At 69.2% G+C, this 25,854-nt stretch carries 25 protein-coding genes; 19 read left to right on the top strand and 6 right to left on the bottom strand.

Features of this window, described 5'->3' with window-relative positions; all coding sequences use genetic code 11:
* Nucleotides 1-48 precede the first annotated feature (48 nt).
* Complete coding sequence (locus tag DDZ18_RS01230; RefSeq protein ID WP_109251533.1) at nt 49-717, bottom strand: heme exporter protein CcmB; 669 nt, start codon at nt 715-717, stop codon at nt 49-51.
* Entirely contained in the window at nt 714-1,337 is a 624-nt protein-coding gene (gene ccmA / locus DDZ18_RS01225; RefSeq protein WP_109251532.1) for a heme ABC exporter ATP-binding protein CcmA, read from the bottom strand. Before ccmA ends, DDZ18_RS01230 begins: the two co-directional genes overlap by 4 nt.
* Nucleotides 1,338-1,531: 194 nt before the next feature.
* On the opposite strand from ccmA, the gene acnA reads away from it, so the two are divergent.
* Complete coding sequence (acnA, locus tag DDZ18_RS01220) at nt 1,532-4,210, top strand: aconitate hydratase AcnA (protein ID WP_109251531.1); 2,679 nt, start codon at nt 1,532-1,534, stop codon at nt 4,208-4,210.
* A gap of 140 nt (nt 4,211-4,350) precedes the next feature.
* Here the strand turns inward: acnA and DDZ18_RS01215 are convergent, their stop codons facing one another.
* On the bottom strand, nt 4,351-6,105 hold the full coding sequence (locus DDZ18_RS01215; protein WP_109251530.1) for a DUF885 domain-containing protein: 1,755 nt from the start codon (nt 6,103-6,105) through the stop codon (nt 4,351-4,353).
* Between the two features lie 19 nt (nt 6,106-6,124).
* Nucleotides 6,125-6,988, bottom strand: a complete 864-nt coding sequence (locus DDZ18_RS01210; protein ID WP_109251529.1) for an SDR family NAD(P)-dependent oxidoreductase — start codon at nt 6,986-6,988, stop codon at nt 6,125-6,127.
* A gap of 129 nt (nt 6,989-7,117) precedes the next feature.
* Between DDZ18_RS01210 and DDZ18_RS01205 the strand changes: the two genes are divergently transcribed.
* The 5 genes from DDZ18_RS01205 to DDZ18_RS01185 all read left to right on the top strand — a co-directional run bounded on the left by DDZ18_RS01205 (nt 7,118) and on the right by DDZ18_RS01185 (nt 12,079).
* The gene (locus DDZ18_RS01205) at nt 7,118-8,506 is read left to right on the top strand and encodes an amidohydrolase family protein (RefSeq protein ID WP_408631528.1); all 1,389 of its coding nucleotides are present in this window, start codon (nt 7,118-7,120) and stop codon (nt 8,504-8,506) included.
* 170 nt (nt 8,507-8,676) lie between these two features.
* On the top strand, nt 8,677-9,096 hold the full coding sequence (sdhC, locus tag DDZ18_RS01200; protein ID WP_109251528.1) for a succinate dehydrogenase, cytochrome b556 subunit: 420 nt from the start codon (nt 8,677-8,679) through the stop codon (nt 9,094-9,096).
* Entirely contained in the window at nt 9,096-9,473 is a 378-nt protein-coding gene (gene sdhD, locus DDZ18_RS01195) for a succinate dehydrogenase, hydrophobic membrane anchor protein (RefSeq protein WP_109251527.1), read from the top strand. Before sdhC ends, sdhD begins: the two co-directional genes overlap by 1 nt.
* 14 nt (nt 9,474-9,487) lie before the next feature.
* Entirely contained in the window at nt 9,488-11,278 is a 1,791-nt protein-coding gene (gene sdhA / locus DDZ18_RS01190; protein WP_109251526.1) for a succinate dehydrogenase flavoprotein subunit, read from the top strand.
* 21 nt (nt 11,279-11,299) lie between these two features.
* On the top strand, nt 11,300-12,079 hold the full coding sequence (locus tag DDZ18_RS01185) for a succinate dehydrogenase iron-sulfur subunit (RefSeq protein ID WP_109251525.1): 780 nt from the start codon (nt 11,300-11,302) through the stop codon (nt 12,077-12,079).
* Between the two features lie 247 nt (nt 12,080-12,326).
* Here the strand turns inward: DDZ18_RS01185 and DDZ18_RS01180 are convergent, their stop codons facing one another.
* Nucleotides 12,327-13,208, bottom strand: coding sequence for a 1-acyl-sn-glycerol-3-phosphate acyltransferase (locus DDZ18_RS01180; RefSeq protein WP_233245664.1), 882 nt, complete (start codon nt 13,206-13,208; stop codon nt 12,327-12,329).
* A 102-nt stretch (nt 13,209-13,310) separates the two neighbouring features.
* On the opposite strand from DDZ18_RS01180, the gene DDZ18_RS01175 reads away from it, so the two are divergent.
* From DDZ18_RS01175 to DDZ18_RS01150, 7 genes are all read left to right on the top strand, one after another.
* A complete protein-coding gene (locus DDZ18_RS01175; RefSeq protein WP_109251523.1) occupies nt 13,311-13,556 on the top strand; it encodes an ECs_2282 family putative zinc-binding protein in 246 nt (81 codons plus the stop codon).
* Nucleotides 13,557-13,767: 211 nt separating this feature from the next.
* Nucleotides 13,768-14,463: a DUF3800 domain-containing protein gene (locus tag DDZ18_RS13645; protein ID WP_146190581.1), complete on the top strand. Its 696-nt coding sequence runs from the start codon at nt 13,768-13,770 to the stop codon at nt 14,461-14,463.
* A 252-nt stretch (nt 14,464-14,715) separates the two neighbouring features.
* Nucleotides 14,716-15,051, top strand: coding sequence for an ArsR/SmtB family transcription factor (locus DDZ18_RS01170; protein WP_109251522.1), 336 nt, complete (start codon nt 14,716-14,718; stop codon nt 15,049-15,051).
* Nucleotides 15,048-15,521: an arsenate reductase ArsC gene (locus DDZ18_RS01165; RefSeq protein ID WP_233245663.1), complete on the top strand. Its 474-nt coding sequence runs from the start codon at nt 15,048-15,050 to the stop codon at nt 15,519-15,521. The genes DDZ18_RS01170 and DDZ18_RS01165 overlap by 4 nt, the downstream gene beginning before the upstream one ends.
* 28 nt (nt 15,522-15,549) lie before the next feature.
* Nucleotides 15,550-16,620: an ACR3 family arsenite efflux transporter gene (gene arsB / locus DDZ18_RS01160; RefSeq protein ID WP_233245662.1), complete on the top strand. Its 1,071-nt coding sequence runs from the start codon at nt 15,550-15,552 to the stop codon at nt 16,618-16,620.
* Between the two features lie 46 nt (nt 16,621-16,666).
* Complete coding sequence (locus DDZ18_RS01155; protein ID WP_109251520.1) at nt 16,667-17,029, top strand: hypothetical protein; 363 nt, start codon at nt 16,667-16,669, stop codon at nt 17,027-17,029.
* Nucleotides 17,030-17,131: 102 nt separating this feature from the next.
* Nucleotides 17,132-18,631, top strand: a complete 1,500-nt coding sequence (locus tag DDZ18_RS01150) for a CoA-acylating methylmalonate-semialdehyde dehydrogenase (protein WP_109251519.1) — start codon at nt 17,132-17,134, stop codon at nt 18,629-18,631.
* Here the strand turns inward: DDZ18_RS01150 and DDZ18_RS01145 are convergent.
* Nucleotides 18,612-19,238 (bottom strand): DUF998 domain-containing protein, encoded by a 627-nt coding sequence (locus DDZ18_RS01145; RefSeq protein WP_109251518.1) that lies wholly within the window; start codon nt 19,236-19,238, stop codon nt 18,612-18,614. The genes DDZ18_RS01150 and DDZ18_RS01145 overlap by 20 nt on opposite strands.
* Before the next feature lie 143 nt (nt 19,239-19,381).
* Between DDZ18_RS01145 and DDZ18_RS01140 the strand changes: the two genes are divergently transcribed.
* The 6 genes from DDZ18_RS01140 (at nt 19,382) to mdh (ending at nt 25,802) form a co-directional block, all read left to right on the top strand.
* Nucleotides 19,382-21,481: an alpha/beta fold hydrolase gene (locus tag DDZ18_RS01140; protein WP_109251517.1), complete on the top strand. Its 2,100-nt coding sequence runs from the start codon at nt 19,382-19,384 to the stop codon at nt 21,479-21,481.
* Nucleotides 21,482-21,574: 93 nt separating this feature from the next.
* A complete protein-coding gene (locus DDZ18_RS01135) occupies nt 21,575-22,717 on the top strand; it encodes an iron-containing alcohol dehydrogenase (RefSeq protein ID WP_109251516.1) in 1,143 nt (380 codons plus the stop codon).
* Nucleotides 22,714-23,148 carry an acyl-CoA thioesterase gene (locus DDZ18_RS01130; protein WP_109251515.1) on the top strand — a complete coding sequence of 145 codons (435 nt, stop codon included), beginning with the start codon at nt 22,714-22,716 and terminating at the stop codon, nt 23,146-23,148. Before DDZ18_RS01135 ends, DDZ18_RS01130 begins: the two co-directional genes overlap by 4 nt.
* 304 nt (nt 23,149-23,452) lie before the next feature.
* Entirely contained in the window at nt 23,453-23,623 is a 171-nt protein-coding gene (locus DDZ18_RS13845; RefSeq protein ID WP_158272026.1) for a hypothetical protein, read from the top strand.
* The gene (gene zapE, locus DDZ18_RS01125; protein ID WP_109251514.1) at nt 23,620-24,726 is read left to right on the top strand and encodes a cell division protein ZapE; all 1,107 of its coding nucleotides are present in this window, start codon (nt 23,620-23,622) and stop codon (nt 24,724-24,726) included. The genes DDZ18_RS13845 and zapE overlap by 4 nt, the downstream gene beginning before the upstream one ends.
* 107 nt (nt 24,727-24,833) lie before the next feature.
* Nucleotides 24,834-25,802: a malate dehydrogenase gene (mdh, locus tag DDZ18_RS01120; RefSeq protein ID WP_109251513.1), complete on the top strand. Its 969-nt coding sequence runs from the start codon at nt 24,834-24,836 to the stop codon at nt 25,800-25,802.
* The last annotated feature ends 52 nt before the right edge of the window (nt 25,803-25,854 follow it).

Here is a 25,854-nt window from a genome sequence, read left to right as displayed (position 1 = left end):
TCCACCTAGGCTCCTCTGCGATGCAGGGCAAGCGACGCGGCGCCGCGCCTATTCCAGCCGCGCGCGCAGCGCCGCGGCGATCCCCGCCGGCACCAGGACGAGCGCGATCAGCGAGCCCGCCGCGGCGAGCATGAGATTGGCGTCGGCCCGGCCGGTCGCCTCGAATGCGGCCCGTCCCGCCCCCGAGGCGAAGACGAGGAAGGGCACCTCGAGCGGCGCGGCGATGAGCGCGATGACGAGCCCGGCGCGCTTGACGCCCGCGGCCAGCGCTCCGGCGAAGGCGGCCACGAGGCTCATCCCCGGCGCGGCGAGCGCGACGCCGGCGGCGAGCGCGCCAGCCGCGCCCGGCGTCAGGCCGTAGGCGAGCCCGGCGATGAAGGCGATGATCGGGGCGGGCCAGAAGGCCGCCAGCGCGAAGGCCAGCGTCTTGGCGAGGCACAGACCTGTCAGCCCCGCCCCGGACAGCGCGTAGAGTTCGAGCGTGCCGTCGACGGCGTCCTCGCCGAACAGGCGCTCGGCGGGCTGGAGCACGGCGAGCAGGGCGGCGAAGACGATGACGCCCGGCGCGGCGGCGGCCAGCAGTTCGCCCGAGGGGCCGATCGCCAGCGGCGCCAGGGCGAGCGCGGCGAGATTGAACGCGGCCGGTCCGGCCGGTCCGCCGCCGCCCGCCCAGGCCAGGCGCAGCTCGCGCCCGAACACCGCGAGGAACCCGCTCATGCCGCGGCCTCGTGGACGAGTTCGACGATACGCGCGTCGGGCCAGCCGAGATCGGCGTGGGTGGTCGCCACGATGACGCCGCCGGCGGCGCGATGATCGGCCGCGGCGCGGGCGAGCAGGTCGCAGCCGCGCGCGTCCAGCGGCGCGGCGGGCTCGTCGAGCAGCCAGACCGGGCGGTTCGAGATCAGGATCCGCGCCAGCGCGACCCGCCGGCGCTGGCCCGCCGACAGCGTCCCGCACGCCCGCGTGCCCAGATTGCCGACGGCGAAGGCGCGCATCGCCGCCTCGACCGCGCCGGGCTCCGCGCCGTGAAGACGGGCCCAGAAGGCGAGCGCGGCGTCGACGGTTTCGCCGGGCTTCAGCGCATCGGCGTGGCCGAGCAGCGCGATCGCGCCGTCTTCGGGCGTGGTCCGGACCGATCCGGCCTCGGGCCGGATCAGGCCCGCCAGCGCGCGCAGCAGCGTCGTCTTGCCCGCCCCGTTCGGTCCGGTGAGGACGACCGCCTCGCCCGGTCCCGCCGAAAGCGACAGGTCGCGCGCGATCCGCCGGCCGCCGCGCTCGAGCGTGAGGGCGGAGGCGTCGACAGCGGCGGCGGGGAACGAAGCGGGCGCGTCGGACATTGCCCCCACATAAGCCGATCTCGCCGCGATCGCCAAAGCCCGTCGCGGCCCGCGTCGGGCGATCGCATTGCAGGGAAGGCGGCGCGCGGCTAAAACCGCGCCCGAACACGGAGGCGGCTCGCCGCCTCTCCTTCCCGAATGCTCCCCGCCGGATCCGCGCCCCCGCGGATCCGCGCCGACGAAGAGGAAACGTCATGGCGTCTCTGGACAGCTTCAATTGCCGCCGCGAGATGAAGATCGACGGCGAGACCTACGCCTATTTCGATCTGCCGGAGGCGGAGAAGAACGGGCTTAAGGGCGTCTCGAAGCTGCCCTACACGCTCAAGGTCCTGCTGGAGAACCTGCTGCGCCACGAGGACGGCAAGACCGTCACGAAGGAAGACATCGAGGCGATCGCCAAATGGGTCGAGACCGGCAAGTCCGACCACGAGATCGCCTATCGCCCGGCCCGCGTGCTGATGCAGGACTTCACCGGCGTGCCGGCCGTGGTCGATCTCGCGGCCATGCGCGACGCCACGACCAAGCTCGGCGGCGATCCGAAATCGGTCAATCCGCTGGTGCCCGTCGATCTCGTCATCGATCACTCGGTGATGGTCGACTTCTTCGGCCACGCCGACAGCTTCACGCGCAATGTCGACCGCGAGTACGAGCGCAACGGCGAGCGCTACAAGTTCCTCAAGTGGGGCGCGAGCGCGTTCGACAATTTCCGCGTCGTCCCGCCGGGCACGGGCATCTGCCACCAGGTCAACCTGGAATATCTCGGCCAGACGGTCTGGACGAAGGACGAGGACGGGACGACCTACGCCTTCCCCGACACGCTGGTGGGCACCGACTCGCACACCACCATGATCAACGGCCTGGCCGTGCTCGGCTGGGGCGTGGGCGGCATCGAGGCCGAGGCGGCCATGCTCGGCCAGCCGGTCTCCATGCTCATTCCCGAAGTGGTCGGCTTCAAGCTGACCGGCCAGCTGCCCGAGGGCGCGACGGCGACCGACCTCGTGCTCACCGTCACCCAGATGCTCCGCGAGAAGGGCGTGGTGGGCAAGTTCGTCGAGTTCTACGGCGAGGGGCTGGATCATCTCTCGCTCGAGGACGAGGCGACCATCGCCAACATGTCGCCGGAATACGGCGCGACGTGCGGCTTCTTCCCGGTCGACAACGAGACGCTCCACTATCTGCGCGCGACCGGCCGCGACGAATCCCGCGTCAAGCTGGTCGAGGCCTACGCCAAGGCCCAGAAGATGTTCCGCCCCGAGCGGATGGAGGAGCCGGTCTACACCGACACGCTCCATCTCGATCTCGCCGACGTCGAGCCGTCGCTCGCCGGGCCGAAGCGGCCGCAGGACCGCGTCGCGGTGAAGGACGCCGCCGACGCCTTCGCCGACGTGCTCGACAGCGAATTCAAGAAGATGGACGAGGCCAATCAGCGCGTGAAGGTCGAGGGCGAGGACTACTCGATCGGCCATGGCGACGTCGTCATCGCCGCCATCACCTCGTGCACCAACACCTCCAATCCGAGCGTCATGCTCGGCGCGGGTCTGCTGGCGCGCAACGCGCTCGAGCGCGGGCTCAAGGTGAAGCCCTGGGTGAAGACCTCGCTGGCCCCGGGCTCGCAGGTGGTCACCGACTATCTCGAGAAGGCCGGGCTGCAGGACGATCTCGACGCGCTCGGCTTCAATCTCGTGGGCTATGGCTGCACGACCTGCATCGGCAATTCGGGCCCGCTGCCCGAGAAGATCTCGGCCGCCGTGAACGAGGGCGACCTGGTCGCCTGCTCGGTGCTGTCGGGCAATCGCAATTTCGAGGGCCGGGTCAATCCGGACGTGCGCGCCAACTATCTCGCCAGCCCGCCGCTGGTCGTGGCCTACGCGATCGCGGGCACGATGAATCTCGATCTCATCAACGATCCCATCGGCTATGACGACGACAACCAGCCGGTCTTCATGAAGGATATCTGGCCGTCCTCGAAGGAGATCGCCGAGGTCGTCCGCGAGGCCGTCACCCCGGAGATGTTCGCCGGGCGCTACGCCGACGTCTTCAAGGGCGACGAGCACTGGCGGACGATCGAGACCGCCGGCGGGCTCACCTATGACTGGCCGGACTCGACCTATGTGGCCAACCCGCCCTTCTTCGAGGGCATGTCCACCGAGATCGATCCGCCCAAGGACGTGCAGGACGCGCGCATTCTCGGCCTGTTCGCGGACTCGATCACGACCGACCACATTTCGCCGGCCGGCGCGATCAAGGCCGACAGCCCGGCGGGCGAGTATCTCCAGGCCAAGGGCGTCAAGCCGCTCGACTTCAACTCCTACGGCTCGCGCCGGGGCAATCACGAGGTGATGATGCGGGGCACCTTCGCCAATATCCGCATCAAGAACCAGATGGTCCCGGGCGTCGAAGGCGGGGTGACGAAGCATCAGCCCGACGGCGAGGAGATGCCGATCTACGACGCCGCGATGAAGTATATCGACGAGGGCCGGCCGCTCGTCGTGTTCGGCGGCAAGGAGTACGGCACGGGCTCGTCGCGCGACTGGGCGGCCAAGGGCACGCGCCTGCTCGGCGTGAAGGCGGTGATCGCCGAGAGCTTCGAGCGCATCCACCGATCCAACCTGATCGGCATGGGCGTCGCCCCGCTGGTCTTCACCGGCTCCGACAGCTGGGAGAGCCTGGGCGTCACCGGCGCCGAGGAGATCGATCTCAAGGGGCTCGAGGGGCTGAAGCCGCGCGGCGAGGTCGAGATGACGGTGAAGTTCGCCGACGGCTCGACCAAGACCGCCAAGCTCATGGCCCGGATCGATACCGAGAACGAGCTCGACTACTACGTCAACGGCGGCATCCTGCACTACGTGCTGCGCCAGAGGGCGGCGGCGTAGGCGTAACAGCCCGCCACGCCTCGGTTCGGCCCTTGGACTTGATCCAAGGGCCCAATCCGGCGTCCGCGGCGCCTGATGGTCTGGATCCTTGGGTCAAGCCCAAGGACCGACCCCGGAGAGGCGGCGAGTCCCGCGGCCGCCTACTCCTCCGGCCGCCGCTCCTCGATCCACGCGCGCATCTTCGCCTCCAGCGCGTCGAGCGGCAGCGCGCCGTCCGACAGGATGGCGTCGTGGAACTGCGCCAGATCGAAATCCTCGCCCAGCGCCGCCTCGGCGTCGGCGCGCAGCTCGCGGATCAAGAGCTCGCCGGTCTTGTAGGCGAGCGCCTGGCCCGGCCATGAGATGTAGCGGCTGACCTCGTTTCGGATATTGAGCGGGCTGAGCGCGGAGTTATCCAGGAAGCAGGCCTCGGCTTCGGCCCGGCTCCAGCCGTACCAGTGGATGCCGGTGTCGGCGACGAGCCGGCAGGCCCGCCACATCTCGTAGGTCAGCCGGCCGAAATGCTCGTAGGGCGTGGTGTAGAGGCCCATGTCGAGGCCGATGCGCTCGGCGTACAGCCCCCAGCCCTCGCCGAAGGCCGTGATGTAGTTGTCGCGCCGGAAGTCGGGAACGTCCTCCAGCTCCTGGGCGACGGCGACCTGGTGGTGATGGCCGGGCACCGCCTCGTGGAGCGTCAGCGCGGGCATCTCGTAGAGCGGGCGCTGGTCGAGCTCATAGGTGTTGACCATGTAGCCGCCGGCCCGGTCCTGTTCGAGATCGCCGGGCCAGTAGCGCGCCGTGGTGTAATTCGGCGCGATCTCGGGCGGCACGGGCCGCACGCCGTAGGGCAGGCGCGGCAGGTGGTCGAAGAATTCCGGCATCTTGTCGTCGGCCTGCTTGGCTAGCCACGCCGCGTAGCGCAGAAGCTCCTCCTCCGTCTCCGGATAGAACTGCTCGTCGGTGCGCAGGAACGCGATGAACTCGTCGAACGAGCCCTCGAAGCCCGACTCGTCGATGACGTCCTCCATCTCGGCGCGGATGCGCGCGACCTCGTCGAGCCCGGTCTGGTGGACCTCCTCCGGGGTCAGGTCGAGCGTCGTGTGATGGCGCACGAGGCGGGCGTAATAGTCGCGCCCGCCGGGCAGGTCGTAGGCGCCGAGCGTGTCGCGCGCGCCGGGAAGGTACTCCTCGCTGAAGAAGTCGGAGAGCTGCCGCAGCGCGGGCAGGGCGTGGTCCTCGACGGCGGCGAGCGCCTCGGCGCGCAGGCGTTCCCGCTCGGCCTCCGGGATGGACTCGGGCAGGCGCTCGATGGGGCGCATCAGCGTGGATTCGGCCGGGTCGTCGACGATCTGGGCGTCGATCGAGTCGATGACGCCGGGCACGATCGCGGCGGGCTGGGTCATGCCTTGCTCGAGGCCTTCGGCGAGCCATGCCCGATGGATCTCGAGATAGGCGGGCAGCGCCTCGATGCGGTCGATCCAGGCCTCGGCGTGTTCGACCGTGCGCGGCCGCTCCGCCAGCGCCGTGAACGAGGCGGTGGTGTGGAAGCCGCTGTCATTGGTGAACGGGAAATACGCGCCTTCGCTCGCTGGCAGCGCGACGGCGCTGTCGAGCAGATAGTCCAGCACCGCGTAGGAGGCGCGGTCCTGGCCCTCCAGCGCCTCGGCGTTGATCGCCTCGAGCCGGGCGTCGAATTCGGCCATCGCCGCGTCGAGCTCGGCCAGCGCCTCGGGCGAATTGTCCGGCCACGAAGCCGCTGCGTCCATGTCGCCCTCGCGGCCGCGGGTGATGACGTCGCGCTCCTCTGTGAGCGCCTCGAAATCGGCGACGAGCGCGGCGAAGTCCTGCGCCGGGTCGGCGAGGGCCGCGCCGGATGCGAGGCATGCGGCGGCGGCGGCGAAGATCAGACGGCGCATGGCGGTCTCCTCTGGATGGTCAGCGTTCGGCCGGGACGAGGCCGAGGCGTTTGGCGATCATGCGATCGACCATGCGGCGGGGCAGGACGCCCTGCAGCCATTGCTGGAAGGGTTCGGGCGTGACGATGGTGTTGAGCCTGGGCCGGGCGTCGGTCAACGCGCGGTGGACGGCCTTCGCCACCCTCGCCGGCGGCAGGCCGGACTTCCCGCGTTCGAGCATGTAGCCGACGATGCGCTCGATCACCGGCCCGTAATCGGTCTCGGCGTAGGCGGCGATGTCGCCTTCCTCGGCCTTGTCCCAGATCGGCGTGGCGATCGGGCCCGGATTGATGGCGACGACGTCGATCCCGTAGAGCATGAACTCGCGGCGCAGCGCTTCGGTGAACGCCTCGAGCGCATGCTTGGAGCAGGCGTAGGGCGACAGCATGGGCGCGGCCGAAAGCCCGGCGACCGAGGACATGTTGACGACCCGGCCGGGCGATCCCTTCAGGGAACGGTCGGCGCCGAGCAGCGGGCCGAACGCCTGGGTCGCGCGCAGCTGGCCGGTGACGTTGATGTCGAGCTGGCGGCTCATCTCCTCGGGCGGGATGTGCAGCACGGGTCCGGCCACGGCGACGCCGGCGTTGTTCACGAGACCCGACAGCGTGCGCCCGTCGAGGGCCGCGCGAACATCGTCGGCCGCGGCGTTCAGCGTCGCCGCGTCGGTCACGTCCATGATCAGCGGGGTGACGCGCTCGCCGAGTTCGGATTGCAGGCGGGTCGCGTCGTCGGCCTTGCGCACGCCGGCGAAGACGCGCCAGCCCTTCTTGCTCAGGAACTCGGCCGTGGCGTAGCCGATGCCCGTCGAGGCGCCGGTGACGACCGCGCTTCTCGCTTCCTGCATCCCGTCTCTCCCGTTCGGCCGGCCACTCTAGCGTTTCGCGCGGCCGCCGCCAGCCGGCTTTGACCGCGCCTGCGCGCCGCGCCTATCGTTCGACAACACCAGAAGTTCGGGGAGACCGGAAGCATGATGATGCGATTGATCGCGGCGGGGGCCGTCGCGCTGGGGCTGTGCGCGGCGGCCGAGGCGCAGGAGCGCCGGGCGCTGGTGGGCGGAACGCTCATCGACGGAAACGGCGGCGAGCCGATCGCCGACAGCGTCATTCTCGTCGAGGACGACCGCATCACCGCGGTCGGCACGGTCGACACCCTGCCGGTGCCCGAGGGCTACGAGGTCATCTCGACCGAGGCGATGACCGTGATGCCGGGCCTGTGGGAGATGCACGCCCATCTCATGCTCAACGGCCACGCCGACTACGCCCACTGGGACGTCGCCTACGCCGACCGGCTGGAGGACGAGATCATGCCCGCCTCGGCGGTGCAGCTCCTGCTGGCGGGCGTGACCACGGCGCGCGATCTCGGCGCGCCGCTGGAGCCCAGCCTGTCCGTTCGCGATCGCATCGACGCAGGCGAGCTGCCCGGTCCGCGACTGTTCGTCTCCGGCCCCTTCATCCAGGAGGAGCCGTATCCCGGCACCGAGGCCTTCCGCTGGGGCGTCGACGGGGTGCGCGAGGCGCGCCGCCACGTGCGCACGCTCGCCGAGGCCGGCGTCGACGTCATCAAGATGGTCGACCAGGACCAGATGACGCTCGAGGAATCCCGCGCCGTCGTCGAGGAGGCGCACGCCCACGGCCTGCGCGTCGTCGGCCATTCCCACCGCCCCGCCGAGATCATCCGCGGCCTCGAGATCGGCGTGGACAATTTCGAGCACACCGGGCTCACCACCGCGCCGGAATATCCCGACCACGTGATGGACGCGCTCGTCGCGCGCACTGCCCGCGGCCGGGTCAGCGGCGGGCCGCTGTACTGGACGCCGACGATCGAGGGGCTGTGGAACTACGAGCGCACCCGCGACAACCCGGAACGTCTCGACACCGACTGCTGGCATCGCGGTCTCGAGCTCGACACGATCGCCGACATCGCGCAGTCGATCGAGCATCCCGACCGGCTGACCTACATGCAGCTCACCCCGCTGCGCCGGCGGACGCTGGAGCGAAAGTTCCAGCAGCTGCGCGAGGCCGGCGTGCTCATGCTGATCGGCACGGACTCGGGCATCCCGATGAAGTTCCACTGCCAGTCGACCTGGAACGAGATCGACGTGTGGACGCGCGAGCTGGGCGTGCCGGTCATGGACACGATCCGCGCGGCGACCTACTGGCCGTCGGTCTTCATGGGCGTTGAGGACGAGTGGGGCCGGATCCAGCCGGGCCAGTACGCCGACATCATCGCCGTCGACGGCGACGTGCTGACCTATCCGAACCTGCTGCAGGACGTCGATTTCGTGATGAAGGGCGGGACCGTCTATGTCGAGGACGGCGATGTCGTCGAGTCCGCGCTGCCGGCCTCGCTCAGGATGGAGTGAGCGTTGCGTCGGCGCCGCTCGCCGAGGCGTGATCGCCCCCGCGTTTGACCCGACGCCTTCGCGGAGTATTGTCACGCCCGACGAGGAGCCGCCCCCGCGCCCAGCCGCGTTCCGGGTCGGCGGCCGACGCGTCCGCGTTCGATCCACGTCTTCAAAAAGGCGCTGCGCTCATGGCGACCAAATCCAGTGATTCCAGCCGGGCCGATCCGCGCCCGCTGTCCCCGCACCTTCAGGTCTGGCGCTGGCATCCCACGATGCTCAGCTCGATCCTGCACCGCGCGACCGGCGCGGCGAACTATCTCGGCGCGATCCTGATCGGGATCTGGCTCATTCTGCTGGCGAGCGGCCCGGACGCCTACGCCGTGGTCGAATCGCTGATGAGCGGGCCGGCCGGGATTGTGGTCACGGTCATCCTGATCGGCTTCACGCTGTCGATCGTCTACCACCTGCTCAACGGCGTGCGGCATCTGGTGTGGGACGCCGGCTTCGGCTTCGACCCGGCCGGCGCGAACCGGCGCTCGAGCCTGATCATCCTCGCCGCCGTCGTGGTCACCGCGGCGATCTGGATCCTCGGCGGAGGGCTGATCTGATGACGGATTATCGCACCCCGCTGTCGAAGGTGCGCGGACTGGGCTCGGCCAGGTCCGGCGTCGGCCATTTCATCGCCCAGCGCGTGACCGCGATCGCGCTCGTCGTGCTGGTCCCGGTCTTCCTGTTCCAGCTGGCCAGGCACGGCGGCGGGGACTACGAAGCCGCGCGCGCCTGGGTCGGATCGGTTCCCGGCGCGATCGTCACCCTGCTGACGATGACCGCGGCGTTTTATCACATGCGCCTCGGTCTCCAGGTCGTCATCGAGGACTACATCCACAAATCCGGAACCAAGGCGGCGCTGCTGATCGTCAACACGCTGATCGCGGCGGGGCTGTGGATCGCCGTCGTCTACTCGGTTCTCAGGATCGCGTCTTAGGAGACTGACCGGCCATGGCCGCATACGAATGGATCGATCACACCTTCGACGTCGTCGTCGTCGGCGCCGGCGGCTCGGGGCTCAGGGCCGCGCTCGGCGCGTCGCAGGCGGGCCTGCGCACGGCGTGCATCTCGAAGGTGTTCCCGACGCGCTCGCACACCGTCGCCGCCCAGGGCGGCATCTCCGCCTCGCTGGGAAACATGGGCGAGGACGACTGGCGCTGGCACATGTACGACACCGTGAAGGGCTCGGACTGGCTCGGCGACCAGGACGCCATCGAGTATCTGTGTAAGCACGCGCCGGAAGCCGTCTACGAGCTCGAGCACTGGGGCGTGCCGTTTTCGCGCACCGAGGACGGCAAGATCTATCAGCGCGCCTTCGGCGGCATGACGAAGAATTTCGGCGAGGGGCCCGTCCAGCGCACCTGCGCGGCGGCCGACCGCACCGGCCACGCCATCCTGCACACGCTCTACGGCCAGTCGCTCCGCAATCAGACGCAGTTCTTCATCGAGTATTTCGTCCTCGATCTGATCATGGACGATGACGGCGTCTGCCGCGGGGTGACCGCCTGGAAGCTCGACGACGGCACGCTGCACCGCTTCCGCGCCCAGAAGACGATCCTGGCGACCGGCGGCTATGGCCGCGCCTATTTCTCCGCGACCAGCGCGCACACCTGCACCGGCGACGGCAACGCCATGGTGCTGCGCGCCGGCCTGCCGCTGCAGGACATGGAGTTCGTGCAGTTCCACCCGACCGGCATCTACGGCGCGGGCTGCCTGATCACCGAGGGCGCGCGCGGCGAGGGCGGCTATCTGACCAACTCGAAGGGCGAGCGCTTCATGGAGCGCTATGCGCCCAGCGCCAAGGATCTGGCTTCGCGCGACGTCGTCTCCCGCTCGATGACCGTCGAGATCCGCGAGGGTCGCGGCGTCGGCGAGAACGGCGACCACATCCACCTTCACCTGGACCATCTCGATCCGAAGGTGCTCGCCGAGCGCCTGCCGGGCATCTCGGAGAGCGCGAAGATCTTCTCCGGCGTCGACGTCACCCGCGAGCCGATCCCGGTCCTGCCGACGGTCCACTACAATATGGGCGGCATCCCGACGAATTATCACGGCGAGGTGCTCACCAAGGCCGACGGCGATCCCGACAAGGTCGTGCCCGGCCTGATGGCCGTGGGCGAGGCGGCCTGCGTGTCGGTGCACGGCGCCAATCGTCTGGGCTCGAATTCGCTCATCGACCTGGTGGTGTTCGGCCGCGCCGCCGGCCTGCGCTGCGGCGAGACCGTCGAGGCGAACGCCTCCCAGTCCCCGCTCGACAAGGACGCCGGCGAGGCGACGCTGTCGCGTTTCGACCGCCTGCGCCACGCCGACGGCGAGACGCCGACGGCCAGGCTGCGCCTCGACATGCAGAAGGCCATGCAGGAGAACTGCGCGGTGTTCCGCACCCAGGACGTGCTCGACGAGGGCGTCAAGCGCATCGCCGAGGTCCATGACCGCCGCGGCGACGTCCGGGTCAATGACCGCTCGATGATCTGGAACACCGATCTCGTCGAGACGCTGGAGTTCGAGAATCTCGTCGCCCAGGCCGCGGTCACCGTGAACGGCGCGGCGAACCGGACGGAGTCCCGCGGCGCCCACGCCCGCGAGGACCATCCCGATCGCGACGACAAGAACTGGATGAAGCACACCCTGGCCTTCCTCGACGCCGAGACCGGGAAGGTCACGCTCGACGACCGGCCGATCCACGATTTCACGATGACCAACGAGATCAGCTACATCGAGCCGAAGGCGCGGGTTTACTAGAAGAAGAGAACGGACGGGATCATGGTCCAGCTGACGCTGCCGAAGAACTCCCAGGTCAAGAAGGGCAAGACCTGGCCGAAGCCCGAGGGCGCGGAGGAGACGCGCGAAGTCCGCATCTATCGCTACGATCCCGATTCCGGCGAGAACCCGCGCTGGGACACCTACCATGTCGATGTCCGCAAGGGCGGGCCGATGGTCCTCGACGCGCTGATCTACATCAAGAACGAGATCGACTCGACGCTGGCCTTCCGGCGCTCGTGCCGCGAGGGGATCTGCGGGTCGTGCTCGATGAATATCGGCGGGCGCAACACCATCGCGTGCACCTCGGGCCTCGACGAGTATTCCGGCGCGATCACGATCTCGCCGCTGCCCCACCAGCCGGTGGTCAAGGACCTGATCCCGGATCTCACGAACTTCTACGCCCAGCTTTCGAGCGTGCAGCCCTATCTCCAGACCAAGTCGCCGACGCCGGAGAAGGAGTGGCTGCAGTCCGAGGCGGACCGCGAGGAGCTCGACGGGCTCTACGAGTGCATCCTGTGCGCGTGCTGCTCGACGGCGTGCCCGAGCTATTGGTGGAACTCCGACAAGTTCCTGGGCCCGGCCGCGCTGCTGCAGGCCTATCGCTGGATCGCCGACAGCCGCGACGAGGCGACCGGCGAGCGCCTCGACGATCTCGAGGACCCGTTCAAGCTCTATCGCTGCCACACCATCATGAACTGCGCCAATGTGTGTCCGAAGGGGCTCAACCCCGCCAAGGCGATCGGGCGCATCAAGGAGCTGATGGTCGAGCGCCAGACCTAGGCGCCGGACGGCTTCGCCAGCTTGTTATCAACGCCCTCATCCTGAGGCACCCGCCGCGAGGCGGGCCTTGAAGGATGGGAGGGACGCGCCCCCGCCCCTTGAGGGGAGGGCCGGGATGGGGTGAAGCTTCATCCGCCTCGGCCCTTGGACTTGATCCAAGGGCCCAGGCCGCTTGTTGAAACTGGGTCCCCGGGTCACCTGTCCCCGCGGAGGCGGGGAAGCCCGAGGACCGAGAGATTGAGGGGCATCACCGCCCCCAGGCCAAGCGCTCGCTCGCCACGCGCAGGGCGTCGGTCGCCGCGGCGTCGTCGGGGGCGAGATCGGCCGCGGCGAGCGCCTCGCCGAAGCTCAGCCGGTAATGCGCGCCGCGCTTGGCCAGGAGCTCGTGGAACACGGTCATGTGCTTGAGCTCCTCGTGGAGCTGGCCGAGGCCGTAGAACATCGCCGACATGCGCTGGGTGATCCCGAGCGGGACGACCGGCGCGTCGAACTTGCGCGCGAGGCTGACCGCGGTGGGCAGCCAGGCCTGCTCGACGAGCCCGCGCCGAGCCCAGTTCCATTGCGCCATGCGGCCGGCGGGGAAGATCACCACGCAACGTTCCTCCCGAAAGGCGGCGACCGACTGCTTGAGCGTCTCGCGCGTCTTTTCCCGCGACTTGCCGGGATCGCGCCATTCCACGGGGATGACGAAGTCGGCCAGCCCCTCGCACACCCGGATGGCGTCGCGATTGGCGAAGAAGACCGCGTCGGGCCGGCGCGCCTTGAGCGCCTCCCACACAGCGATCCCGTCGGCGATGCCCCCGGGATGGTTCGCGGTGACGACGCAGGCGCCGCGCTCGGGAACCGCCGACAGCCCGCGCGTCTCGACGCTCATGTCGAGAAAGCCTTCCGCGAAGTCCATCGCCTCGCGGCCGTCCATCCCCGCCATCCGGTCGGCCAGTGCGACGGCCTTGCGATAGCCCAGCAGCGGGTAGAAGACCGCGCGCACGATCGGCCACAGCACGGGGTTCTCGCGCAGGCGCTCGGCGCGCTCCTCGATCAGCCGGTCGACGATGTGCCGGTCGTCGCCGGGGGCGAGATCGGCCTCGAAGGCGGCCGGCAGTCCGTGCTTGTCGTCCATCCCCGCCATGGTGGCGCGGTTCGCGGCGGGTGCAAGCGGTTAGCGTAGGCGACTCTTGCAGGACGGCGACTCGCGGTAGCGTAGTGCGCGCCTGAAAATGGAGTAGCTGAAATGCCAGAAGAAGAGTCAGAGGACTTTATCGACATCAGTTTTGAGTGCGGTAACTGCGGAGGAACTGTCCTCACAACGCCCGATGATGAGATCACTGCTGACAGTGTTATGTCGTGTAAGGACTGCGGGGCTCAGATCGGAACCTTTGGCGAGATCGAAGCGAAGGCCCGGAAGGCCGCTGCAGACCACATGCAGGGGGAGCTGCGTGATGCCTTCAAGGGCCTGAAGGGATGGAAGCTCAAGTGAGATCGCGAACCCGGTTCGAGCCCCACGAAGAAGCCGGCTCACTGACCAAGCTTCTGTTCCTCGCTATCGGCTCCTTGTTCGGCGGCGGCCTCTGCGTGGCAATTAGCTTCAGCGCCTGTTTGAAACGGTCTCGCCCCGGTTTGCATTCAAGTTCGCGCGCGAGGCATATACACCTCTCCTCTGTTCTTTCTTAGGTTGCTCCGCTATCTAGATGCACCTCGCGTATATTGATGACTCGAAGGGCGACAGACTCGCTTGTTTTGCGGCGATCCTAATCCCCAGCACGCAATGGCAAAACGCGCTCGACCATCTCATCGGCGCACGCCGGCACATGAAGGCGTCTGACGGCGTTTTCATTCGCAAGGAGATCCATGCTACCGACTGGCTGACTCAGCGTGGTCGTGTGGCGGATCGGTTCTTGCCGCTCGCCGCTAGGGTTCGGCTGTTCAATTATTTCCTGTCATCGATCACGCTGTTGCCCGAAGTCCAAATCTTTTACGCTTGCGGCCAGAAATCCAAAGAAGAGCGGCTATTTGAGCGGCTGTTGAATCGAATTCAGAGGAATATGAGAGCGCTGGATAGTGCCGCACTGCTTTTTTCAGACGAAGGAAAGTCTTACGACGCCATGCTGCGCGAGCGGCGCCGCGTGAACCACATTCCTTCGATGTACGGAACCCCGCCACTGAACCGGCCCCTGGATCGCATAATTGAAGACATCAATTATCGTGACAGCGCTCGCTCGTTGTTCGTTCAAGCAGCCGATTGTTGCGCGTTCACGCTGCTCAGGCATGATAGCCCGACCCCACGGCTTGCGCCCTACGATTTCCCACAATCGCTATTCATCACCGAACCGGTTATGGTGAAAGCGGCGAACCGGGGTGATCCGCTAGGTATCATACGAGCATAGAAATGAGGCCCCAGCCTTCCGGCCGGGGCCTAGGCGGTGCCGCATACACCCCTTCAGGTGCGCTAGCCCCGCAACAATCACGTTACCAATCTCGCCGAATGAACGCACGTTCGTTCTGGTGAGGCATTTTGACTCACCCTTGAGTGCTTGGCTCTGGGGTCGTTCAGGCGGCAGCGCTAGGCACCACACCTCGCGATCTCGCCTTAGTCTGACTTACTTGCGCATTTCGTCATTTCGTGAAATACGGAATTCATGAACGAGGAAACCGCGCTTAACGCCTTCGCCGCCCTGTCCCACCCGGTCCGGCTCGCCGTGTTCCGGCGCCTCGCCAGGGAGGCCCCGGACGGCGTGACCGCCGGCCGGCTGGCCGCGCTCGCCGGCGCCGCGCCGTCGAGCATGACCGCCCATCTGGGCAAGCTCGTCGCCGCCGGGCTGGTCACCCGCGAGCGGCGCTCGCGCGAGATCTGGTACGCGCTCGACATGACCGCCGCCCGTGATCTGGTCGGCTTCCTCACCGAGGATTGCTGCGGCGGCCGGCCCGAGCTGTGCGGCGCGCGGGCGCCGGCCTGCGCGGAGACGGCGTCGTGAACATCCTCGTGCTGTGCACCGGCAACTCGGCGCGCTCGATCATGGCCGAGGCGCTGATCAACGCGCTGTCGGGCGGCCGGCATCGCGGCTACTCGGCGGGCTCGCAGCCCAAGGCCGAGCCCCATCCGCTGGCGCTTCAGACGCTCGCGCGCCATCGCCACGCCGTCGACGGGCTGGCCTCGAAGTCCTGGGACGTTTTCGCCGAACCGGGCGCGCCGGCGATCGACGCGGTGATCACGGTCTGCGATTCGGCCGCCGCCGAGGCCTGCCCGGTCTGGCCCGCCGCGCCGGCGACCGCCCACTGGGGCCTGCCCGATCCCGCCGCGATCGAGGACCCCGACGCTGCGCGCGCGGCGTTCGAGGAGACCTACCGGGCGCTGCGGACCCGCATCGAGGCCGTCCTCGCCGCCGATCCCGATCCCGCCGACCGGGCCGCGCTCAAGGCCGCGCTCGAGGCGGCGCATCGCTGACCCGTCAACCCGCATGAGGCAACCGACAATGGAATCCGCCACCTCCACCGCGCCGGCGCCGGGCGGCATCGGCGTCTTCGAGAAATGGCTCTCGGTCTGGGTCGGGCTGGCGATGCTCGGCGGGGTGACGCTGGGCGCGCTGGCGCCGGGCCTGTTCGAGGCCCTGTCGCGGCTGGAATACGCCTCGGTGAACCTGGTCGTCGCCGTGCTGATCTGGGCGATGGTCTACCCGATGATGGTCAATGTCGACTTCGCCAGCCTCCGGCGGATCGGCGACCGGCCGAAGGGGCTGGCGATCACGCTGGCGGTCAACTGGCTGATCAAGCCCTTCACCATGGCCGCGCTGGCGGTCGTCTTCTTCGAGGTCGTCTTCGCGCCCTTCATCTCGCCGGCCGACGCCCAGCAATACATCGCCGGGCTGATCCTGCTCGGCGCGGCGCCGTGCACGGCGATGGTGTTCGTGTGGTCCCAGCTCACCCGGGGCGACGCGACCTACACGCTGGTGCAGGTCAGCGCCAACGACGTGGTGATGATCTTCGCCTTCGCCCCGATCGTCGCCCTGCTGCTCGGCGTGACCGACATCTCCGTGCCGTGGGAGACGCTGCTGCTGTCGGTCGGGCTTTATGTCGCCGCCCCGCTCGCCGCCGGGATCGCGACCCGGCAGTCGCTCATCCGCGGCCGCGACGGCGACGCCGAGAGCCGCATCGCCCGCTTCGAGGCGCGCGTGAAGCCGGTCTCCATGGCGGGTCTCGTCGCGACGGTGGTGCTGCTGTTCGGCTTCCAGGGCCAGGTCATCCTCGACCGGCCCGGCGTCATCGCGATGATCGCGGTCCCGCTTCTCATCCAGTCCTACGGCGTGTTCGCGCTGGCCTATGTCGTCGCCTTCTTCTGGCGGGTGCCGTTCAACGTCGCCGCGCCGTGCGCGCTGATCGGCACGTCCAACTTCTTCGAGCTGGCCGTCGCCGTCGCGATCAGCCTGTTCGGGCTCGGCTCGGGCGCGGCGCTGGCGACCGTCGTGGGCGTGCTCGTCGAGGTCCCCGTGATGCTCTCGCTGGTGGCGCTGGCCAACCGGACGCGCTCGCTGTTCCCGGCGGGATGAGCGCGCCGCGCTTGCCAGCATCGCGCCCGCCTGAAAGGGTGCGGCCATGATCATTTCCGCGCTCGCCTTCGCCGCTCTCGCCCTGTCCACGCTCGACGACCTGCCCGGCGCCTACGCCGCCGAGGGCGACGGCGGAACCTGTCGCGTGATCCTCGCCGATCCCGCCACGCGGCCCGCCGATTCCCGGCTCGAACCCGACGCGGTCACGGGGCTGGCGCTGACCGCGCCGGGCTGCCCGCTCGCGATCGAAGGCGCCGCGATCTGGCGGCTGGAGGAGGACGAGCGCGGCGCGGCGCTGGCGCTTTTCGACCAGGCCGGGACCCTGCTCTGGGCGGGGCTGCGCGAGGACGATGTCTGGCGCGGCCCCGACGCCGAGGAGCGCGAGATCGTGCTGCGCCGCGTCGGGTAGACGCCCCGCCTCGACACGCCCCCTCCGCGGCGCTATCCCTCCGGCGACTTCACAAAGACAAGGCCGCCGCGTCCGCGCGCGCCCGCCCGAGGAGGAGACCCCATGACCCGCGAGATCCATCACTTCGTGAACGGCGAAACCTTCAAGGGAAGCTCCGGGCGTTTCGGCGACGTGTTCGACCCCAACGCCGGCGAGGTGCAGGCGCGCGTCCAGCTCGCCACGAGCGACGAACTCTCCAGGGCCGTCGAGATCGCCAAGGCCGCCCAGCCGGAGTGGGCGGCGGTCAATCCGCAGCGCCGCGCCCGCGTGATGTACAAATTCAAGGCGCTGCTGGAAGAGCACATGGACGAGCTCGCCTGGCTGCTCTCGTCCGAGCACGGCAAGGTGATCGCCGACGCCAGGGGCGACGTCCAGCGCGGCCTCGAGGTGATCGAGTTCGCCTGCGGGATCCCGCATCTCCTGAAGGGCGACTACACCGAGGGCGCCGGGCCGGGCATCGACGTCTACTCGATGCGTCAGCCGCTCGGCGTCGTCGCCGGCATCACGCCGTTCAACTTCCCCGCCATGATCCCGATGTGGATGTTCGGCGTGGCGATCGCCTGCGGCAATTCCTTCATCCTCAAGCCCTCGGAGAAGGACCCGAGCGTGCCGGTCCGCCTGGCCGAGCTGATGAAGGAGGCCGGCCTGCCCGACGGCGTGCTCAATGTCGTTCACGGCGACAAGGAGGCCGTCGACGCCATCCTCACCCATCCCGACATCAAGGCGGTTAGCTTCGTGGGCTCGTCCGACGTCGCCCAGCACGTCTACTCGACCGGGACCGCGCACGGAAAGCGCGTCCAGGCCATGGGCGGGGCGAAGAACCACGGCATCATCCTGCCCGACGCCGACATGGACCAGGTCGTCAACGATCTCGTCGGCTCGGCCTACGGCTCGGCGGGCGAGCGCTGCATGGCGCTGCCGGTCGCGGTGCCGGTGGGCGACGACACCGCCGACCGCCTGATCGACAAGCTCCTGCCCGAGATCGAGAAGCTCCAGCCCGGCGCCTCGACCGATCCCGACGCCGCCTACGGCCCGGTGGTTTCGGCCGCCCACAGGGAGCGCGTCGAGAACTACATCCAGATGGGCGTCGACGAGGGCGCCGAGCTCGTCGTCGACGGGCGCGGCTTCACCCTGCAGGGCCACGAGAACGGCTTCTTCATCGGGCCGAGCCTGTTCGACAAGGTCACGCCCGACATGAAGACCTATAACGAGGAGATCTTCGGCCCGGTCCTGCAGATCGTCCGGGCGAAGGATCTCGAGGAGGCCGCCCGCCTGCCCAGCGAGCACCAGTACGGCAACGGCGTGGCGATCTTCACCCGCAACGGTCTCGCCGCGCGCGAGTTCGCCTCGAAGGTCAATGTCGGCATGGTCGGGATCAACGTGCCGATCCCGGTGCCGGTGGCCTATCACACCTTCGGCGGCTGGAAGCGTTCGGCCTTCGGCGACACCAATCAGCACGGGCCCGAAGGGGTGAAGTTCTTCACCAAGATCAAGACGGTCACCCAGCGCTGGCCATCCGGCAAGGTCGACGACCAGGCCTTCGTCATCCCGACAATGCAGTAGGGGGCGGCGGCCGCAGCGCCAATCGCGCGCCGGTGACGACATACCATTGGAGATAGGACAGGGTCAGCGCGCGCTCGAGCGCGCCGACCCAGCGCGTCTCGGCCATCGCCACCGTGACGACGGCGAGCGCGACGCCGACGGCGAAGCTCGCCGCGGTGTAGGCGGCGTGAGCGCGCCATCCCGGCGCGGTCCTCAGCCGGATACCGATGGCGAGCAGGCCGAACAGCACGGCGAAGCCCATCGGGATCGCGATCAGGATATGGGCGAGCCCGCGCCAGGTGACCGGCGGCGCGCACCCCGGATCGCAGGGGAAGAAAAGCGTCAGCACGACGCCCGTCGCGCCCGCCGCCGCCAGCAGCGCCGGCCCGGTCGGGCCGCCCGGCCCACGCGGCAGGCCGCGCTGCAGCGCCCAGGCGAACGGGACGACCAGGCCGTGGAAGCCGAGAATGAGGCCGTCGAGCAGGGCCTTGTTCGGCGCGCCGCGCTCGAGCAGCTCGCTGATCGCCTGGCTCACGGGCGAGTAATCCGGCCGCAGGGCGATTCCGAGCGCGTCGGCGGCGATGAAGCACGCCGCCGACAGGACGCCGCAGAGCGCGAGTATCCGCATCGCTTCCCCCCCGGCGGGAGCATCTCCGGATCGGGGCGCCGGTAGCAAGCGTCTCCGCTCCGCCTTGCGCCTGCACGCCCGCCGCGGCACGTTGCAGGCGGGCGCGGCCGCGGTTGGCGGCCCGCGCGACGGGGAGGGGAACCATGTTCAGGATGATGATGGCGGCGGGTCTCGCCGCGTGCGCCGGTCTCGGCGCGGCGATGGCGCAGGACGCCGGGGAAGCCGAGGCGCCGGCCGAGGCGGTGGAGCCCGCAGCCGACGCGCCGGAGGCGGGCGCCGACTCCGCGCCGACCGCGCTCGACTGGCCGGTTCCCGAGCCGGTCGATTTCGTCTGCCCCTTCAAGAGCGAGATCGATTACGAGCCCGGCGACATCGCCTGCGGATTCATCTCGGTCCCCGAGAACCGCGAAGACCCCGACAGCCGCATGATCCGGCTGCACTACGTCAAGATCGCCGCGACCGGCGAGGACGAGGATTACCGCGAGGATCCGGTCATCTATCTCACCGGCGGACCCGGCGTCGGCGTGGGCGGCTATGTCGACCGGCTGCGCGAGCACGCCGTGCTGGAGCAGCGCGATCTCTACATTCTCGAGCAGCGCGGCATCGGCGCGAGCGGCGATTTCTGCCCGCACTACGGCCAGACCGAGCGAGCGCTGGCGACCGCTGCGGGCATCGAGGAGGCCCAGCGCAACGCCGCCGAGATCACCCGCAATTGCTTCGAGGCCGCCGCGGCGGCCGGCGTCGATCTCACCGGATACAACACGGTCGAGAACGCGCGCGACGTGCGCGCGCTGCGCCGGGCGCTGGGCTTCGAGTCCTGGAACGTCTGGGGCATCTCCTACGGCTCCCATCTCGGCCAGATGCTCGTGCGCGAGGACCCCGAGGGCATCAGCGCGCTCGTGATCGACGCCATCGTGCCCAACGACCTGGTCGATCTCATGCGCATCGGCCGCTGGGCCAATCGCGTCGCCGACAACATCTTCTCGACCTGCGAGGACGCCGAGGTCTGCCGCGATCTCGAGGCGCGCTTCGACGCCGCGCTGGTCGAGGCGAAGGAAAACCCGGTCGTCGTCGAGGTCGAGGACACCGAGCTCTTCCCCGACGGCGAGGTGCGCGTCGGCGCGGAGATTCTCGCCTTCGCGCCCTTCGGCATGATGTACGAGCAGGACGAGCATCCCGCGATCCCGGCGGTCATGGATGCATTGATCCGGTCGGCGGGCGATCCCGACGCGCCGATCTACGATCTCGTCGCCAATGGCGGCGGCGGCGCGCCCGCGGGCATGAGCCTGAGCATGGGCATGGCCAGCGCCATCCGCTGCAATGACGGCTATGTCGCAGCCGCCGGCGAGATCGTCGAGAGCGATCTTGCGGAGAATCCCCGCTTCCGGGACATCTTCTTCACGCCTGAGGGCCAGCGCTATGTCGCCGAGATGTGCGTCGAGGCCGGGCTCGCCCCGCGCGACCGGGCCGACTACCAGCTCGTCGAGACGGACATCCCGACGCTGATCGTGAACGGCGCTTGGGATCCGGTCACGCCGCCCCCGCTGGCGCGCCGCGTCGCGCCGGGCTTTTCGAACGGCCGCTATATCGAGGTTCCCTACGCCGGCCACGGGCCGACGCGCTCGATGAGCGATTGCGCGGGACCGGTGCTCAACGCCTTCTTCGACGACCCCGATCCGGCCGCGCTCGACGCGACCTGCCTGGAGGAGGGGGTGGACCGGCCGGTCTATCTCGACCTGTTCGCCACCGAGGCGCCGGCCCGTCTGGCGGCCGCCGCTGCGATCGATCCGAAGCGGCTCGCCGCGCCCGGAATCTGGGCGGGGGCGTCGATCCTGGTGCTGCTCGTCAGCTTTCTCCTGATCGTCTTCGGCGCCGGCGCACGCCTGGTCGACCGCCAGTCGGCGAGCGAGCTCAAGGCCGATATCGGCGGCGCACGCCTTTTCGCGTTTCTCGCTGCGGCGAGCGGGCTCGGCTTCGCGGGTCTCGCCGGCTACGCCGGCTGGGCGGCGCAGGAGATCTCGATGTTCGCGCTGATCGCCGGGCTCGCGCCTGTCGGCGGGATCGCGTCCTGGCTCGCCGTCGCCGCGGGCGCGTTCGGCCTGCTGGCGCTGATCGCGCTCATCCGTCGGCGGATGAGCGACGGCCCGGTGCGCTTCGGCTCGCTGATCGGGCTCGTCATGACCTCGGCGGCGGCGATGGCGCTGTTCGCGTTCGCGGCGCGCTACGACCTGCTGCCGATGTGAGCGACGAATGAGACCGTGGAGCCGGCGCGCCTCTGGCGCGCCGCGCTCCGGTCGGATTAGGCTCCGGCGTCCGTTCCCGCCGGAGGATCGTCCATGACCGCCGCCTTCGAGTTCCGCACCGTTCCCCATATCGTCTTCGAGACGGGCGCGGCGTCCCGTCTCGCCGACAGCGCCGCGCCGGCGCTGGGCGGCGCGAGGCGCGTCCTGCTCGTCACCGACGCGGGCGTGCGCAAGGCCGGGCTGCTCGACGCCGCGCTCGCCGGGCTGGAGGAGGCCGGTCTCGCCGTCGAGATCTACGAACATGTCGTCGCCGATCCGCCCGAGGCGATGGTGCTCGAGGCCGCCGAGACGGGCCGCGCCTTCGGCGCCGAGGCGGTGATCGGTTTCGGCGGCGGCAGCCCGATGGACACCGCCAAGGTGGTCGCGCTGCTGCTCGGCGGCGACCAGCCGCTCTCGGAGATGTACGGCATGAACCGGGCGACGGGGCCGCGTCTGCCGCTGGTCCTGATCCCGACGACGGCGGGCACCGGATCGGAGGTGACCTCGGTCGCCGTGCTCACGACCGGCGAGACCTCGAAGCGCGGCATCGCCTCGCCGGCGCTCTACGCCGACATGGCGCTGCTCGACCCGGAGCTGACCTACGGCCTGCCGAAGGCGACGACCGCGGCCACGGGGATCGACGCCATGGTCCACGCCATCGAGGCCTTCACCGGCAAGCGCTTCAAGAATCCGATCTCGGACGCGCTGGCGCTGGCGGCGATGAAGAAGCTGCACCCCGCCATCCGGCGGGCCTGCGCCGACGGGAATGATCACGAGGCGCGCGGCGACATGCTGCTCGGCGCGATGCTCGCCGGACAGGCCTTCTCCAATTCGCCGGTCGGGGGTGTGCACGCCATGGCCTATCCGCTCGGCGGCATCTTCCACGTGCCCCACGGCCTGTCGAACTCGGTCGTTCTGCCGCCCGTGCTGCGCTTCAACGCGCCGGCGGCGGAGGATTTGTATGCGGAGATCGCCGGCCATGTCGGGCTGAAGCCGAACTCGACGGCGCTCATCGACGAGATGGAGGCGATCGCCGACGATGTCGGGATCGAGCGGCGGCTCTCCCAGCTGGGGATCAGCCACAACGACGTGCCGCGCATGGCCGAGGACGTCGCCGCCAACGACCGGCTCCTGCCCAACAATCCCCGCGAGATGGGATACGACGACATCGTGGCGATGTACGAGGAGATCCTGTGAGTTCACGCGAGGCGCCGGCGCGGCGGGCGGATTTCCGCGCCTTCGAACCCATCGAGACGCGCTGGGCCGACAACGACGTCTACGGCCACGTCAACAATGTCAGCTTCTACGCCTTCTTCGACACCGCGGTGAACCGCTGGCTGGTCGACCGGGGTTTGCTCGACATCGAGAACGGCGACCCGATCGGCCTCGTCGTCGAGACCGGCTGCCGCTATCACGCCTCCGCCGCGTTCCCAGAGCGGCTCGAGGCGGGTCTGCGCGTGGCCCGGCTGGGAACCAGCTCGGTGCGCTACGAGATCGCGATCTTCCGCGAGGGCGAGGAGGCCGCGATCGCCGAGGGCTTTTTCGTTCACGTCTATGTCGATCGCGAGACGCGCCGCCCAAAGCCGCTGCCGGACAAGTGGCGGACGGTGCTGGGGGCGTTGGCTTAGAGCGCCTCGCCCCGCCCGATCCCCTCATCCTGAGGAGCCCAGTTCCCTCGTGCTTCGAGACGCTCCCCCGGATCAAGTCCGGGGTCGCCCTCAGCATGAGGGAACAGGGCGTCTCGAAGGACGGGATCGGGCGAGCCCCGCGGTGGTTCGTCATTCCCGCCCCCGCCTTCGCGGGGGTGAACTCCGGCGGGAACCCAGGGAAGACGCGCCGTCCTCCTCCCAGCGTCATCGCCGGGCTTGTCCCGGCGATCCAGCTTCGATGCGTTGAGCGGGCGGGTCCTGGATGGCCGGAACGAGTCCGGCCATGACAGGGGTGATCGTCACCCCGCCCTTGGCGTCGGCGCCCGGCGCCCGCTATCAAGCCGCCATGCGACGCGTCGAACGCCCCGCCCTGCTCGTCCTCGCCGCGGCGATCGCGTTCGCGCTGATCGGCGCGGCGACGCTCGTCTGGTGGCTCAAGGACGCCGGCGCGTGACGCCGTCCGAAGCCCTTTCCCGCGCCGTCGCCGAAGGCCGGCTCAGGCCCGACCCGGTCCAGGCCGAGGCCGCCGAGCGGTTGACCGTGCTCTGCCGCGAGATCGCGGACTGGAAGGGCGGCGAGGGCGGCCTGTTCCGGCGGTCGCGGCCGGCGCCAAAGGGGCTCTATCTCTGGGGCGGGGTGGGCACCGGCAAGTCGCTGATGATGGACCTGTTCTTCAAGGCCGCCCCGATCCGGAAGAAGCGCCGGGTCCACTTCCACCAGTTCATGCTGGAGATGCACGAACGCATCGCCGCCCAGCGCGAGACGCGCGACCGCGATCCGCTGCCGGTCGTCGCCGGCGACGTGGCGAAGCAGACGCGCCTGCTCTGCTTCGACGAGCTGCACGTCACCGACGTCGCCGACGCGATGATCCTGGGACGGCTGTTCGAGCATCTCTTCGAGGCGGGCGTGGTCGTGGTGGCGACCTCGAACCGCCATCCCGACGATCTCTACAGGAACGGCCTCAACCGCCAGCTCTTCGAGCCCTTCATCGAGCTCATCAAGGACAGGCTCGCGGTGATGGAGCTCGATTGCGGGCGCGACTACCGGCTGGAGAACCTGGAATCCGCGCCGGTCTATTACGCCCCGCTCGGCGCCGAGACGGAGCAGGCGATGGACGCGGCCTTCGCGCGCCTGACGCTGGGCGCGCAGCCGCGCGCCTGCACGCTCGCCGTCCAGGGCCGGGAGGTCGAGGTCCCGCGCGAGGCCGCCGGCGTGGCGCGATTTGCGTTCGAGGAATTGTGCGCCCGCCCGCTCGGCGCGGCGGACTATCTCGCGATCGCGAAGGAGTTCCACACCGTCATGATCGACGGCGTCCCGGTGATGGGCCCGGCGAAGCGCAACGAGGCCGCGCGCTTCGTCACGCTGATCGACGCGCTCTACGAGGTGAAGACCAAGCTCGTCATGAGCGCCGACGCCGAACCCGACGACCTCTATCGCGAGGGCGACGGCGCGTTCGAGTTCCAGCGCACCGCCTCGCGGCTGATGGAGATGCGCACGCACGACTATCTCGCCGCGGAGCGCCGGACGGAGAGCGAAGAGGACGACGAGACGGCGTGACGCGCCGCGGCCGCATTGCGCGCGCGCGTGTGCGGGATTAGACCTGCGCCGACCAGATGTTCGCGCGCGCAGCACGCGCGCTCAAGCCCATCTCCGAGGAGACCCCCATGGCCCGCAAGAAGATCGCCCTCATCGGCGCCGGCATGATCGGCGGCACGCTCGCTCACATCTGCGCCCGCGAGGAGCTCGGCGACGTGGTGCTGATGGACCTCGCCGACGGCGTGGCCAAGGGCAAGGCGCTCGATCTGTGCGAGGCGAGCCCGGTCTTCGGCAAGGACTCCAACCTCACCGGCGGCGGCGTCGACGACTACGCCCCGATCGCCGGCGCCGACGTGTGCATCGTCACCGCCGGCGTGCCGCGCAAGCCCGGCATGAGCCGCGACGATCTCGTCGAGACCAATCTCAAGGTCATGAAATCCGTCGGCGAAGGCATCAAGACGCACGCCCCGGACGCCTTCGTGATCTGCATCACCAACCCGCTCGACGCCATGGTCTGGGCGCTGCGCGAGTTTTCCGGCCTGCCGCGCGAGAAGGTCGTGGGCATGGCCGGCGTTCTGGATTCAGCGCGCTTCCGCTGGTTCCTCGCCGAGGAGTTCGGCGTCTCGGTCGAGGACGTCACCGCCTTCGTGATGGGCGGCCACGGCGACACCATGGTTCCGCTGACGCGCTATTCGACGGTGGCGGGCATCCCGATCCCCGACATGATCGAGATGGGCTGGACCACCCAGGACAAGATCGACGCCATCGTCCAGCGCACGCGCATGGGCGGCGGCGAGATCGTCAAGCTGCTGGGCACCGGCTCGGCCTTCTACGCGCCCGCCGAGAGCGCGGTCTCGATGGCCAAGTCCTATCTCAACGACAAGAAGCGCGTGCTGCCGGCGGCGGCCCATCTCGACGGCCAGTTCGGCGTCGACGGCTACTATGTCGGCGTGCCGATTGTGATCGGCGCGAAGGGCTGCGAGAAGGTCGTCGAGGTCAGCCTGAACGCCGACGAGCAGGAGATGTTCAATCACTCCGTCGACGCGGTGAAGGAGCTGGTCGCGGCCTGCAAGAAGCTCGATCCGAGCCTGGGCTAGGACCGACTTTGACTGTCATGGCCGGGCTCGTCCCGGCCATCCATAATCCGCC

It is taken from the genome of Marinicauda salina (assembly GCF_003122085.1).
GTDB classification, from domain to species: domain Bacteria; phylum Pseudomonadota; class Alphaproteobacteria; order Caulobacterales; family Maricaulaceae; genus Maricicauda_A; species Maricicauda_A salina.
The sequence above is the reverse complement of the archived record's forward strand: the minus strand, read 5'-3'. Positions and strand labels throughout refer to the sequence as shown.

Excerpts from the sequence above, each read along its gene's own strand:
- DDZ18_RS01230 (WP_109251533.1), bottom strand. The coding sequence starts at position 717 with ATGAGCGGGTTCCTCGCGGTGTTCGGGCGCGAGCTGCGCCTGGCCTGG.
- ccmA (WP_109251532.1), bottom strand. The coding sequence starts at position 1,337 with ATGTCCGACGCGCCCGCTTCGTTCCCCGCCGCCGCTGTCGACGCCTCC.
- acnA (WP_109251531.1), top strand. The coding sequence starts at position 1,532 with ATGGCGTCTCTGGACAGCTTCAATTGCCGCCGCGAGATGAAGATCGAC.
- DDZ18_RS01215 (WP_109251530.1), bottom strand. The coding sequence starts at position 6,105 with ATGCGCCGTCTGATCTTCGCCGCCGCCGCCGCATGCCTCGCATCCGGC.
- DDZ18_RS01210 (WP_109251529.1), bottom strand. The coding sequence starts at position 6,988 with ATGCAGGAAGCGAGAAGCGCGGTCGTCACCGGCGCCTCGACGGGCATC.
- DDZ18_RS01205 (WP_408631528.1), top strand. The coding sequence starts at position 7,118 with ATGCGATTGATCGCGGCGGGGGCCGTCGCGCTGGGGCTGTGCGCGGCG.
- sdhC (WP_109251528.1), top strand. The coding sequence starts at position 8,677 with ATGGCGACCAAATCCAGTGATTCCAGCCGGGCCGATCCGCGCCCGCTG.
- sdhD (WP_109251527.1), top strand. The coding sequence starts at position 9,096 with ATGACGGATTATCGCACCCCGCTGTCGAAGGTGCGCGGACTGGGCTCG.
- sdhA (WP_109251526.1), top strand. The coding sequence starts at position 9,488 with ATGGCCGCATACGAATGGATCGATCACACCTTCGACGTCGTCGTCGTC.
- DDZ18_RS01185 (WP_109251525.1), top strand. The coding sequence starts at position 11,300 with ATGGTCCAGCTGACGCTGCCGAAGAACTCCCAGGTCAAGAAGGGCAAG.
- DDZ18_RS01180 (WP_233245664.1), bottom strand. The coding sequence starts at position 13,208 with ATGGCGGGGATGGACGACAAGCACGGACTGCCGGCCGCCTTCGAGGCC.
- DDZ18_RS01175 (WP_109251523.1), top strand. The coding sequence starts at position 13,311 with ATGCCAGAAGAAGAGTCAGAGGACTTTATCGACATCAGTTTTGAGTGC.
- DDZ18_RS13645 (WP_146190581.1), top strand. The coding sequence starts at position 13,768 with ATGCACCTCGCGTATATTGATGACTCGAAGGGCGACAGACTCGCTTGT.
- DDZ18_RS01170 (WP_109251522.1), top strand. The coding sequence starts at position 14,716 with ATGAACGAGGAAACCGCGCTTAACGCCTTCGCCGCCCTGTCCCACCCG.
- arsB (WP_233245662.1), top strand. The coding sequence starts at position 15,550 with ATGGAATCCGCCACCTCCACCGCGCCGGCGCCGGGCGGCATCGGCGTC.
- DDZ18_RS01155 (WP_109251520.1), top strand. The coding sequence starts at position 16,667 with ATGATCATTTCCGCGCTCGCCTTCGCCGCTCTCGCCCTGTCCACGCTC.
- DDZ18_RS01150 (WP_109251519.1), top strand. The coding sequence starts at position 17,132 with ATGACCCGCGAGATCCATCACTTCGTGAACGGCGAAACCTTCAAGGGA.
- DDZ18_RS01145 (WP_109251518.1), bottom strand. The coding sequence starts at position 19,238 with ATGCGGATACTCGCGCTCTGCGGCGTCCTGTCGGCGGCGTGCTTCATC.
- DDZ18_RS01140 (WP_109251517.1), top strand. The coding sequence starts at position 19,382 with ATGTTCAGGATGATGATGGCGGCGGGTCTCGCCGCGTGCGCCGGTCTC.
- DDZ18_RS01135 (WP_109251516.1), top strand. The coding sequence starts at position 21,575 with ATGACCGCCGCCTTCGAGTTCCGCACCGTTCCCCATATCGTCTTCGAG.
- DDZ18_RS13845 (WP_158272026.1), top strand. The coding sequence starts at position 23,453 with ATGACAGGGGTGATCGTCACCCCGCCCTTGGCGTCGGCGCCCGGCGCC.
- mdh (WP_109251513.1), top strand. The coding sequence starts at position 24,834 with ATGGCCCGCAAGAAGATCGCCCTCATCGGCGCCGGCATGATCGGCGGC.